7 protein-coding genes and 1 pseudogene are annotated in these 13,040 nt (G+C 51.3%); 5 read left to right on the top strand and 3 right to left on the bottom strand.

Annotation, left to right across the window (positions count from 1 at the left end; genetic code table 11):
• Positions 1-35 precede the first annotated feature (35 nt).
• The gene (locus BIND_RS19865) at positions 36-1,601 is read right to left on the bottom strand and encodes a hypothetical protein (RefSeq protein ID WP_041779146.1); all 1,566 of its coding nucleotides are present in this window, start codon (positions 1,599-1,601) and stop codon (positions 36-38) included.
• A 635-nt stretch (positions 1,602-2,236) separates the two neighbouring features.
• Between BIND_RS19865 and BIND_RS19855 the strand changes: the two genes are divergently transcribed.
• Positions 2,237-3,379, top strand: a complete 1,143-nt coding sequence (locus tag BIND_RS19855; RefSeq protein WP_012382831.1) for a glycosyltransferase family 4 protein — start codon at positions 2,237-2,239, stop codon at positions 3,377-3,379.
• 284 nt (positions 3,380-3,663) lie between these two features.
• Positions 3,664-5,028 (top strand): O-antigen polymerase, encoded by a 1,365-nt coding sequence (locus tag BIND_RS19850; protein ID WP_012382829.1) that lies wholly within the window; start codon positions 3,664-3,666, stop codon positions 5,026-5,028.
• 151 nt (positions 5,029-5,179) lie between these two features.
• Here the strand turns inward: BIND_RS19850 and BIND_RS19845 are convergent, their stop codons facing one another.
• Positions 5,180-6,412, bottom strand: coding sequence for an acyltransferase family protein (locus BIND_RS19845; protein ID WP_012382828.1), 1,233 nt, complete (start codon positions 6,410-6,412; stop codon positions 5,180-5,182).
• A 783-nt stretch (positions 6,413-7,195) separates the two neighbouring features.
• Between BIND_RS19845 and BIND_RS19840 the strand changes: the two genes are divergently transcribed.
• The 3 genes from BIND_RS19840 (at position 7,196) to BIND_RS19830 (ending at position 11,665) form a co-directional block, all read left to right on the top strand.
• Positions 7,196-8,620 carry an SGNH/GDSL hydrolase family protein gene (locus tag BIND_RS19840; RefSeq protein ID WP_012382827.1) on the top strand — a complete coding sequence of 475 codons (1,425 nt, stop codon included), beginning with the start codon at positions 7,196-7,198 and terminating at the stop codon, positions 8,618-8,620.
• A 1,067-nt stretch (positions 8,621-9,687) separates the two neighbouring features.
• A complete protein-coding gene (locus tag BIND_RS19835) occupies positions 9,688-11,031 on the top strand; it encodes an alginate export family protein (RefSeq protein WP_041779144.1) in 1,344 nt (447 codons plus the stop codon).
• A 352-nt stretch (positions 11,032-11,383) separates the two neighbouring features.
• A complete protein-coding gene (locus tag BIND_RS19830) occupies positions 11,384-11,665 on the top strand; it encodes a hypothetical protein (RefSeq protein ID WP_012382825.1) in 282 nt (93 codons plus the stop codon).
• 578 nt (positions 11,666-12,243) lie between these two features.
• Here BIND_RS19830 and BIND_RS19825 read toward each other — a convergent pair.
• Positions 12,244-12,994, bottom strand: a pseudogene (locus tag BIND_RS19825) (IS6 family transposase).
• Positions 12,995-13,040 lie beyond the last annotated feature (46 nt).

Genomic DNA, 13,040 nt, shown 5'->3' with positions numbered 1-13,040 from the left:
GCCGCCATCACAATTCAACCATGTCTTCTGGCCCCTTAACGTCGCTTGATATCATTGCTGTATGCGCCGCAGGTTTTACGCGAATTGTCGCGTATTACCATTGAGCCATCACTTGGATTGTCAGGCCGAATTTTTATGGTCGCATTGATGCCACAGGAGTCATCAATGTCCAGTGCAAAGCGAGGGGGATTCATTGACGTATGCGTGATCTGCGAACGGATCGTTCCGTCATAGTTTGGACCCGCTTTGTCTGGCGTGAGGAGGATAGCCTGTTGAGTCAGCCTCCCACGGCAGGGATCGGTGATGTCCAGTTCAATATCGAAATCCGAACTTCCCGAAAGCCTTAGGCCATTTCCGTCACACCGAATGACGTCTCCTTTCACCTTGAACCGGTGGGCGCGAGAGATATGGACGCCGTGACCTTCCGCCCCGGTGACAGGATTTGAGGCGACGTCGGCAATCTTCATGCGCTGGATCTCCACATCGGAACAACCCATGATGACCAGGCCATTGGGATGGGTTTGGATCGACTCGTTGGTGGCGTCGCGGCCGCTGAAAGGCGCCGGATGGCCGAGAATGGCTCCCACGGCGTCGAAGCCGATGTGCGAAACATCGATCTGCTCGATTTTGACATCATCGGACTCGATATCGACGCCGCGCAGCGATGATCTCTCGACGGTGACCGTTCCGACCCTCACCGTCCGTGGGCCGGCGCGTGTCTTGAAGCCATCTTTACCAGCCGTGTCGACATGCACAGAATCGATGGTCACATCATGAACGCCTGTTTGCAGATCGTCATGAATATAGAACGCGCTGTCCGTCGTCTTCGCAATTTCCGCATGGCCAATGTGTAAATGATCGGTGGGGAGAATGCGCTGCGTATCATACCAGCTCGCAACGGGTTTGGTCTCCGAGAAGATGGCCACGGCGGATCCTCGTCGATGCCCGGTTCCCTTCAAATCCCCGATATTGCTGGCGGTCACCTGCGTAATGTCACAATTGCGCAAACCGGAGAGGATCAAGCCGTTGCAAAAGATATCCTCGACGAAGATCTGGCCGGCGGTCAGATTCTCGATATTCGCCAGGACGATCCCCACGGATCGCGTTCTTCTTACGCGAAGATGGCCAATCCTTATACCGGACAAATAGGCTGGAGACCCCTTCATTGGTCCGTGGATTGAGAAAAGGCAGCCGAAAGATCCGACACTGCGATCCGATCTCGGATCGAGCCCCCCATCAATGGTAATGCCATCAATGTCGAAGGGCTGTGTGACCTCCACGGCGTCGCCCTGCCCCTTCCAATCGAGACGGGATCTTTCGCTACCATCCCCGCGCAAAACCAGGCCCTTCGGAGGTGTCCACCTGAGCTGGAAGGTGACAGGCTGATCGATATAAAGGGGGGTGTTCCGGGCAACGGCTTCTTCCGCCGCTCTATGGAGGACTGGATTTGTATCGTCAGCATGGGCCGTCACGAATTCACTGATCCGAAGCGGCTTTGGCGTCTCCGCGAGGGCTCTCTGCGATGTTACGAGCAAACCCGCCGTCATGCCGAACAAATGGCGCCTTGAAATTCCGCTTGAAATTTTGGAAGTATCGTCCACGGACTCTTTCCATTTCAGTGGTTTGTCATATCAATAATGATGATCCACCAGGCCTCGCGCAGCATAAATGCCCGATCGATGAAAGCTGGGAAGTGCTCGCATTTTCTTATACCATCTGTCCTGAATTGTGTCCTAATGCCATCGATATAGGCCTTGTCCCCAAATCCAAGATGCTCGGCCAGGCGGGATCGTTCATGATCGCGTGATCGTAAAACGTGCAGGGAATACCGCAGCAATGGCGCCACGCAGCCTCGCGGTCTATGTCTTGCGTCAGGGCAGGGGACTTTCAGTAGGCTCATCGAATTCTAAGGGTGGGGCAAGCCCAAAACTTTGTCGATGCGAATAGGCATGCCTGTGGAACCAGCTGAATTCATCATCCAATGTTGATATAGGTGATCGCCCCGGATTTATTGGATGCTATTGACAACGAGAGCTGTTATTAATTTTTCTTGTCAAGCGGATGAGTTATACAACTTTTATATTCTAAGTTATTCAATCAAAAAGTAAATCAACTCCACTCCCTTCTATTCTTCTCTATCGCACCCAATGCAGTAGAGCGACCGAAGAAATTGTCGAGAATATTTTATCTTTTTACCGAGTGGCGGCAAACGCTATTTCTCGAAAGGGAATTTCCCATGGACTCGCGTAAGCGGCTGGTGATGTTCGCGAAAGGCTATCTGCCCACCGATGGGGGGATTGAACGCTATAGTACAGAATTGGCACGCGCCTATGCCAAGCAAGGCTGGCGTCTCTACGTGCTCACGCAAAGTAGCGCTGAGCCCGGAATCCGGCGCGATGGCGCGGTCACCGTCCTGGATTTTGGCAAAGGCCAGCAGGCTATGCTGCTCTTGCGTTTTACCTGTGCCTGGCGCGTGCTCCGCAAGCGACTGCGGCCTGATTTCATCCATGCCACGACGTGGCGGCTTGCATTGCCAGCCTTGCTGAATAGGCGGCAACAGCCTCTCGTCGTTACCGTCCATGGCCGTGAGATTTTCATTGTTTCCCCTCTCTTGCGCATAGTGATGCGCTATGTCTTCGCACGCGTGGACAGCGTCGTGGTCGTCAGCGACGTGATCCGCCGCCTCGCTGCCTCGCAAGCAAACCTCATCACGGATAATTGGACCGTCGTGTGGAATGGCGTTTCCCTCAACAATGATCATGGCTTTACACCGCATCCCCCAGTTATGGCCGGTGCGCCGGTCCGACTGCTCTCTCTTTGCCGGTTGGTGCCACGCAAGAATATTTTGGGCGCGGTACGCGCCATGGCCCTGCTTGTCGAGAGCGGCATGAATGGATTCATCTATGAAATCGCGGGGAACGGGCCAGACTATGATGCGATTCAGGCGCTGATCAATAAGCGAGGCCTCAAGCCTTATGTCCGCCTGCTCGGCCGTGTCGATGATGCGGACATGCCGGCACTCTATCACGCCGCGGATATCTTCCTGCACCCGCAAATCGACCTATCGGGTGATGTCGAAGGCTTCGGGCTCACGATCGCCGATGCGATGAGCTTTGGTGCCGCGGTGGTGGCTGGGCGTGATGGCGGTCCGGCCGATTTCGTGATCGATGGTGCGACTGGACTCCTTGTCGACGGAACCAAGGACACAGAAATCGCCAAGGCGATTAAACTCCTTATCGATAATCCCGCGCTTAGAACGAAGTTAGGTGAGGCGGCGGAGCGCTGGGTCCATGATCATCTATCCTGGTCCGCCGCCGCCGAGCGTATTATCGAGACGTTGCCTGATGCTCGGAGCAAGCCCGTTCAAGGGACGGGATAGAACGGCACCGCTCGGGGCCATTCAGCCGATCGAAAACGCATGGCGATCGATACAGCGTCCTTCATCCGTCCATTTGGTTTGATGCCGGAGTGTGATGTCCCATCTCTTGACAAGTAAAATGGGCAAACGCGACAATGCCGAAAATCTGCTCCATAATCGGCACGTGGCATATTTCCGCCATGGATGGTGTGATATCGCTTCGGACGAAAGCATCGCCACTGGATGGCGATAACGAAGAATAATCCACGAATTACCCGCAGCTCATCGAAGCCAGAGTCAAAATAATGGTCATCTCTTCCGTTATACCAGGGCTTTTCTTGGTAGCATATGGAATTTATATCATAAATTCATGCCGAGGTGTGGATTTTTATATCGATTATACCTTATGGGTACTCGTTTGGGGAGCTCTTTTTACGCTAAACGGCCTGCTTGGTGGACCGTTTATCCAGAGTACCCTAACGAATATTATCATCATTGAGCTTATCTTGTCGTTCATGGCGGGCCACAAGATCCTGACTCTTATGCGTGAATGCCGACCTGTCAGCCGGGAAACACCCCCCACTCCCAACATTTCAGCCTTCGTTTCCCTTTGCGCGCTCGCTGGATTGTGGTCTCCCTATGAAATTTTGAAGGGCGGCGCAGGCGACCTGCTCAACGATGATTATGCGGAGACAATCAGAGACATCAACTCGGAAATCAGAACGGGCGGCATCGAGTCGGGTATGCTCGGTAAGATTGCCTTCGCGATGCCGCAAGCCGCGATCGTTCTTGTCGGCGTCTGCTCGGTGATCGGGCGCTATCAATGGATGCGGCGCGCCATTCTCGTCATCGTCTCCTTGTTTCCCCTTTTCGTCCTGACATTCGTGAGCACGATCCGCAGTCCCGTCTTCATGTCCTTGTTGCTTCTTGTATCTGGGATCATAGCGGGACAGACGCTTTTAGGAACCGAAAGGTCAATCTTCTCCAAGAGAAACACCATTGCGGCCACGGTTCTCGTGTTTGGCCTCGTTTCGATGATGGCTTTTCTCCAAAGCATTCGCCTCGGTGATTTTAATTTTTCGCAAATTGGGGAAACATTGGAGCATATGCGCATATGGTTCGCTGGCTATATCCCCGCCTTCCACGGGTGGTACTGGAACTATTGGAGCGGCGATCTCGCATACGGCAACAATACTTTCAAGTTCCTGGCTGGATTAATCACGGGAGGCGGCAGCTACCTGGATACGGTTCAGTCAAATATTGATATTGGGGATTGGCGCGATGGAAACGCCTCGACAGCGCTTCGCGTCATGGTCAATGACTTTGGTCTTATCGGCTGTGGAATTTTTCTCTTCACATGGGGTGTCATATCCGCATTTCTGGTTCAAAAAACCCGTGAAGGTAGCCTGTATTGGGCCGCATTACTCGCTTATGACATTGCTAGCGTTGTTTGGAGCCCGAACCAATGGTATTTTGTGTATGGGTCACGCGTGTTGGCACCCATTGTTGTCTTGACCTATCTCGCGATCATGAGTGATAGGCGTCAACGGAAATCCGCTCGACATTTCCATGAACCGGATCATGCCATGAGAAACGCAGCCACGGAGGGAAGAGCGGGATATGCGAGGCCGAACTTCATCGCAACCCCGCCTCGCGGATCGCGGATTTGAAAATTCTTTCCTTAAAAGGGCTAGAAGGCACTCTTAATGAAGACCGGCCCGCTGAACGCAATAGGGTAAAGTGCTACAATCGACAGCCGCCATGAGTGGCGGCTCACCTTAAAATAATACCAAGGATCGCGGATAATAAATCCTTGGTTCCTTACTGCGCTGGTCGCAGGCTTGTTTCGTCCGTAACAGGCACTAGTCCTTCGGGGACGCTCTGCGCAGGACCGTGTTCGTCGGCAGATATGGGCACGGATTTCTTTTGTCCCCATTTGCGTAAGCGCAGAGCTGGCTTTTCAATGAACTTCCAAGACAGGCTCGCAAAAATAAGAGTCAGGCAAAAACTGATCAGCGTTATAATCGCCAAACGTATCCCCCCGGGAAGAAAACCGAGATGGGGTAGCAGGAAGAAGATCGTCACCTGAGTGAGGGGAAAACCATACAAATAAATTCCATACGAAAGATCTTCCTTGAGAATCCGGTCGAACAGAGGAAAACGTATCATTCCGATGTAAGCGGTCAGATAGGTCAGTAATAATCCACTTAGGGGGCCAAAGGAATCACTCAGCGTCAGGACGTAGAAGCCGAGAGCACAGCCGAGAGCAAGCCAGACATTCAGGATGACATGTTTTGCGTTAACACAAAACAACATCCCAATAAAAAACATCATGACTATATACCACACCGTGAAACGTGTATTATTTTCCTTAATGGTAAAGGTATGATGATCAAAAATATCAAGGGCTGTCGCAACGAATATGGCAAAGATGATGCCCGCCGTCAGTAATTTCTGTTTAGACAGCAGACCGCTGATCATCAATCCGAGCATGAGGAGATAACACCAAAACTCTGGCGGTAAGGTCCAGAGGTTCAGGTTAACGATGTTTGGCCACGGATTGTCCGTGAAAACGCCTGGCAGCGTGAAGGTCACAAAGCCCGCTATATTACCAAAATACCGAAAAAATCGTGGATCTGAGAAATATTGCCCAAGTGGCAGGTTGGTTACCAAGGGACCCAAAATCAGGGCGGAAAGCGTTATTTCCACGGATAAAGCGGGAATGATACGAACGGCGCGATTGAGAAAAAAGACCTTGATATTACCATTGCGCAGAGCGCTTGAAGTCACAAGAAACCCGCTCAAAGCGAAGAACATGCCCACGAGCGTATATAATGTTGGCCGTATAACTTCCATGAGCAGCTGTGGCATGGTGAGGTCATGACCGGCCTTTTGGGCTAGCAGCAAGCCTTTTCCCATATAATCGTTCGTGTGGGCACCGAACACGGCAATGGTGCAGTGGTAAATCAAAATCAAAGCGGCAAGCACATGCCGCAACAGATGAAAGCCCGGACCGATGCCTTTGTTGGCATTCATGGTTTCTTCAAGCGTCATAACTTCCCCTCAACCAGCCAACACCCCTTTAGCCGCGGACGCCCAACAGTTTACTGAAATCCCGAATATCCTATTGGATTAGAAAGGGCTAGTCTCGCTTAAACGGCTTTGAATACATGAATTCCCACGCAATGCGTGGTAATATAAAATACCCTCCCAACCAATCTCAATTTTTCATCACCCTAATAAAAAAACAAGAACGGCTCCCCTCACAGCCTCATCTTATTGCCCTAATTATCATTTCAGCGCCGCTTGATGCCGCTAATAAATATATAATAATTCATTATATTTAGGCAAATTCTATAAAAATATATTGAATTTAAGAAAATTATATCTAGACAAATAAACAAAATTATTTAAATATACTATATATAAAATTTAGTTCGTAATTATATACAATATTTATATAGAAAGCATATATTGGTATTAAATTAATTTATCAAAAATGTAATCATTATTTTAGTTTACCTATATTAAAAATAAGGCGACATAACGCCAGAAATTTGGCAAAAAGTCACGAATAATTTATCACTAATACTTTGAAATAAATGATGAATTCCATGCCATCCTAATATGGAACCGCCGCAAAGCCACAATGTCAGGCGCGATGTTGGATCGTGGCATAACTCACTCGACCCGGCTTCAGCCGTAATTCCAGGCTATCGTCTTCAGGCTGTGGATGTTCTCAATTCCGCAATAAATCCTTAACCAGACGACGTTTGTAACAAATCTCAGCATTCATATTGTTGCATTTGACGACAAGGAAGATTGGAGCTTCTGCCCATGAGTTTCGCCCGCTTCAAACTTGCTTTTGCCGGCTTGACCCTTTTATCCGCGACGCATGCCGCCGCAGAAACGCATTGGTCACTCGCTCGCATCGTCAATGTCGCCGCGGGCGGAACCAGTTTGAGCACCAATACATTCGCTCAAACTTCGACAGGCACTTATTCCGATACATATTGGACACGAATCTATTTGACACCATTGAGCAATTTGCTCGGCTGGAACTACGCTTCCCCGCGCTCGTGGGCGATAGGCGGCAATACATTGGCGCAGGTTCTGACCAATTATACATCCTCCAGCGCGACACCCTCGGATCGTAGATGGGGCCCGCTCATCAAATGGCATCCCGACATCTTTTTTAGCGAAGGGGCCAGCAATGACTTGGGGAGACCGCTTGAGAGCATGAAGGCCGATGCGGAAGCCGTACAGGCCGCACTTTTAAGTATCTCGCCAACTCCACCGCGCATTTTAAATGAGAATATCTGGCCCCGGACACACCTTTCGCATCCCGCGACAACTTATCCAGCCCGACTGAACTTCAACGCTTGGCACTCCTCTCAAAGTCATGCAAACAAATATCTAAAGTCAATTGATTTCGATGAACTGCTGCAGGATCCGCAAAATCCCGGGACTTTTAATCCGGCCTATACATTCGACGGAGTGCATCCGAATGTGTCAGGATCCTTGCGCGTGGCCGATTACATCTTTTCACAGCTCCGTCACATTGACATGCTTCCCGCTCCCGTCGTCTTTCCCTTCACACTTGATGCAGCAGCCGACCCAACTAATCTTCTTCAAAATGCGGCAACGCCGAACTCCGCGAAACAACTGTTTGGGGGCGCTGACGGTGTGGCCACGAACTTTACAGGGAAGGTTCCAACAGGATGGATAGCAACGGCGAATGCATCTTGGAACGGCTCTGCGGGCTCTCTGCCGGCAATCACCACGGAGCCTGACGGAGCATACCGAAAAAAGGTCGTCATAACCGTTCCAAATGGATCGGCCCCTTCCTCTAACGCGGCCACTTGGCTCAATCTGTCAACATCAGGGACAATTATTCCTACTGCGAGCGCCGCCAGTTCTGGGATAAGCCCGGGGAATTCTTATCGCGCGGGGATAACCATAGAGCTTGCCAATGGAAAAAATATCGTCCCTGTTGGATTCTTTATGACATTCAAGATTGATGGAGTGACAACGATAGAGACAACGTTCGCCACTGCCGCATATACAAAAAATGATACCATGCCGGATGGCACTTATAATCTCTTATCACCGGTCTTTACCGTTCCTGATCATTTTTCGACGATAGAACTAAGTTCTCTAAAAATATGTTTCGGCTCTGTATCAGGTGCAGCCGCTGGGGGCACAATCAAGATTAGCAAACCTTATATTAGACAATTTAAGTATCTCGCCTCATGGCCTTAAGAGGTTGTCTCGAAATAGGTTGCTTACACTGATCTGAAAATAACCATGTGGATGCCAGCCCCAGAGCGACGCAGGCCTCGCGCCACTTCTGGAACCTTGGCCTTGTCGCCTTCCTACACCTTCATGCCATGGTGCCCTCCATCCTGCTAAGCGCTCAAAGACTAACCGATTTTGTCTGGGCTATCGAACGAACCTTCTCATTAAGCAGGCAAAAGGGGCGGACCACCAAAAAGGCCTTCGTCGATGCCAGCCGATTTGATCATCGCGAAGACTTTAGCTCCCCCTATTCCCATGGCAATATTCCAGACCTTTCGCTTCGAAACGTTTTTGGTCCCGTGAGACCGCCGTCCCGGCCGGCGCTGCCTAAAATATATGGGACTAAACAGCGAAAGCTATTACGATATCAATAAGCTGTTGATAAATTATATCATTTATATGGGAAAATATTTCCATATAAATATATTTACATAGCATAGAAAATCGCTATGCTATAAAGGAATGTCTCGCTGGGCGGGATGGCACGGATCGGATTTAGTATCGAGAGGACCCCACAGAGGCGGTGGCGACAAGGCGGGGAAAGCGAACGGCGAACTGCAGATCGAGTGACGGACAGGCAGTCGATCTCCTTGCTTCCGGTACGTTCATCATGACCACTTGGAAAACAACCATGCTCGGCTGACGTCATGGAAGAGTCGACTTGGGTTGACACCGCAGTCGTGACGCCTTTTCCAAGTGTATGTGTTTCCTATTTCATCCTTGATGCTGTCTGACCCTGCTTTCATGCAAGGTCAGTCGATTACGTGCGCGTAAACTGGCGCGCCGCATCCATTGTACTATGGGCTATCTGCCATCATAGTGTTGCGCTTATGCTTCATCGTACATTTATGAGTGCCCCGCTGCGATACAATGAGCTTGTGTGGCTTGATTATCGCTAAGCTATAGGTACAAAAAACTTTCATAAACTATCTGTTGGGGATTCATAGATGAGTAGGCTGCTGCGGGGGTTTGCATATAAAGTTGCAAAATATTCAGTTCCTTGCGCGATCGCATTGCTGCCTGGCTCAGCGATGGCGCAATATTTTCAGATCAATCAGGGTGAATACCCGACCATGTTCACCGATCGGGACTATTCCAAGCTCGCCGATCCGGCGAACCGGAAGACCCTTTTGGACAATATTCATTACATTCCGCTCGGCATCCCCGGTACCTCCTATCTGACTCTCGGCGGCGCGATCCGTGAGCAGGGCTGGTGGTATCGAAATCTACGGCAGGGCTTTCCCACCAGCCCCCAAAATAAAAATGATACGCTTTTAAATTCCCGCATAACGGTCTCTGCCTGGTATCATGTGGACCAACATCTCTCGATGCTGGTGGAATTGGGCAGCTACTTTAGCCCCGGCCGCAACAAGCCTTATGGCGCCAATGATGTCGCGCCGGCGCGCATCCAAAATCTATTCGTCGATTATACCCAGAAAGTCGGTCCACTGGACATTGCCGCGCGCTTGGGACGCCAGGAATTCCTGTTTGGTTCCGGCCGCTTCCTGTGGAACGGCAATGCGAACAATATCACGACCGCGGTCGATGGCGCCCTCGTTCAAGCGACCTGGGACAAGGGATATCGGCTCCAGATGTTCTCGGCCCGGCCAACCGTGACAACGACCACAGCGTTCCAGGACGGTTCCTATACGCAGGAACTCAGCGGCGTGTATATTACAACACCTGTCATCGACAAGGTGCTGAATGTCGACGAATATTATTATTATTGGCGTCGCCCCAATGTGTCACTGGCCGGCCGCTCCGGCACCGAACAGGGTGATATGGTCGCCGGCCGCGTCTATGGCCGTGTGGACGATTTCCGCTATGATGTCGATTTCGGTTACAAATTCGGTCAATTTGCTCATACACGTGTCGGCGCCGTTGGTACCTTGGGGCGCGTCACTTATACCTTCTCAAAGGCGGAATGGCAGCCGATCGTCCAACTCCAGGGCGGCTATTTCAGCGGCAGCAACGGCTATAAGAGCAGCACGATCGGCACTTTCACGGCGCCGTTCCCGCGTTCAGCACAGCTGACCTATGCGAGCTTTAACGCTTATTCAAACATGATCCATGTCGCTCCCGCGCTTATCCTCAACCCCACTAAGGAATTTGCGGTTCGTTTCGGGCCTCAGTTCAACTGGCGCGCCTCCGTCAATGACTATGTCTATATTCCCGCCCAAACTCCTTTGACGGCGACCCGCAACAATAAGGCGAGCTATATCGGCACCAATATGATCGGCGGCGTCTCCTGGCTCCTGAACTCAAATACGCAGGTTTATGTCGAATATATCCATGCGTTCGCTGGCCCTGCCATTACTCTCTCCGGAGGCAAAAGTTCAGATGCCGGCGTCTTCCAGGTCGAGTTCAGTTTCTGAGAACGCTCTCGTCCCACCCTGCCCTTCCCTCTTGCAAAGGGTATAAAGGAACTATCAAGCCAAAGCGGATACCGCTTTGGCTTGATGCGAAGAACAACACTCAAGTATCCACTCTCTTTGGCATTGAAACATCGCTGTCCAATGAGAAAAGGCGGATACAGTTCTCGAGAGAGCGCATCAGGGCCTCAGTGAGTTCCTGCACTGGTCATCCGCGAAACCTGATCCTCGGCAGCCAAAGATGGGGAGCAACGGCTCTTCAGCGCATGCCGATCCCCTGAAGGGGGGAACCCTTCTCCTCTCCAATCCGTTTTTGGGCCATTCGAGGTTAGCATCGCGGGGGTTGGAGGGTCAGATGTCCCTTAAAGAGCCGCATCAGACGACCTATTGGTTCCTGCTAATGTCCATCTGTATCATGGCTGTATCCCTGGCTGGATCAATGAGTGCCCATAGCCAACCTTCTCCCATCGGCCAAGTCCAGGAACTGACAGAGGAAGCTTATCAGGTTCCTGGCACTTTGATCATTCGTGAAGGGAGATCGGCCATTCCTGGCGATCAGAATTATTTTTGGCCTGACAGCGCGGCGATCGATCCGAAACCAAGCCACCAGCGGAAACATCCATACCATAAGCATTGAGGCTAGGGAGAAGACACAGATCCGAAGTCTTGTTGGCTTGTTGGCATGAAGCTTCAAAAAGCTGCGCATAAATGGCACGACCTTGAAACTCCGTGTAAGACTTCTCCCTCAGGCTAGGCCATCATGTCGAGCGTGATCCCGATGTTCGAAGACAAAGAGCTAAGGGCCCTTTGGCGAAGGCCATGCCTTGCAGGAACTCTTGTCGTGGGGCTTCGTTTGGATCCTTCAAAAGCCAGCCACGCGTAGGTGGAGAGGAGAGATGTCTCTCAGAAAGCCATATCCAATAATTTTTTTACTCTTCATGATGTCCTCTCTTCTCGTGGCGAGCTTAATGAGCGCGCATAGCCAACCTTCTCCTATCGGGCGCGCCCAGGAAGATGCGGCGGAAGCCCGTCGTGTTCCTGGCACCTTGATCATGCATGAAGGAAGAGAGGACAGACCGGTCAATCAGAATTTTTTCCGGCCGGATAGCGCAGCGATCGGTCCAAGTCCAAGCCCCCAGAAAAAGCATCCCCGCAGATAGGGGCGCGTTGCAAATTTTGTATACGGACACGGCAAGACGTTTGAGACTGTGATTTTTACGCTCTGTTAACCAAGGGAAGTCCGAAGCAGACAGAGAGCAGGTTGTTCTGCTCGCAGACAGTCGACTGGCCGATGAAGCAAAGCCCTTGCGCAGCCACAGCATGGCCTCGAACCCTTTGATGGTTCGTCTGGCGGTGTGAAAGGATTGGAAGCAGCCGACCTTCGGCATGTTTTGTTTGACCCTAAAATGGTCGCTTTCGATGCCCTGTTGCAGGTGTTTGGTGCCCCAATGGATCGGGTTCGTGCGTAAAAGCCCTTCCTTCTCCGCCGCCTCGATGGCAGGCGGGAAGGTTTTGGTACCATCGGTGCCGATATGATCGGGGGAAAGCAGAGGCTCGTCCTTCAGCATCTTGCGGAAGAACCGCTTGGCGGCGGCCAAATCACGCTGCGCCGTCAAAAGGAAATCGACTTGGTTGCCGTGCTTGTCGATGGCCCGATAAAGATAGCGCCATTGACCTTTGATCTTCACATAAGTCTCATCGATGCGGATCGAGCCGCAATGCGGCTTGCGGAAGGATCGCAGCCGCGTCTCGATTAGCGGCGCATAGGCCAAAACCAACGATTCAAGGTGCTATGGTCGACCTCGAAGCCGCGTTCAAGGAACATGTCTTTGATGTTCCGGTAGCTCAAGGGATAGCGCAGATACCAGGACACCGCCTGGATAATCAGCCACGCCTCGAAATGCCGCCCCTTGAAATCGTCCTTGGACGAACGCTTCAGCTTCTCGACAATGGCGTTGAGGATCATGGCTGGCCTCCCAAATCGGAGGCACAAAATCCACCTATTTCCTCAA

The sequence above is a fragment of the Beijerinckia indica subsp. indica ATCC 9039 genome, assembly GCF_000019845.1.
Classification (GTDB): Bacteria; Pseudomonadota; Alphaproteobacteria; order Rhizobiales; family Beijerinckiaceae; genus Beijerinckia; species Beijerinckia indica.
The sequence above is the reverse complement of the archived record's forward strand: the minus strand, read 5'-3'. Positions and strand labels throughout refer to the sequence as shown.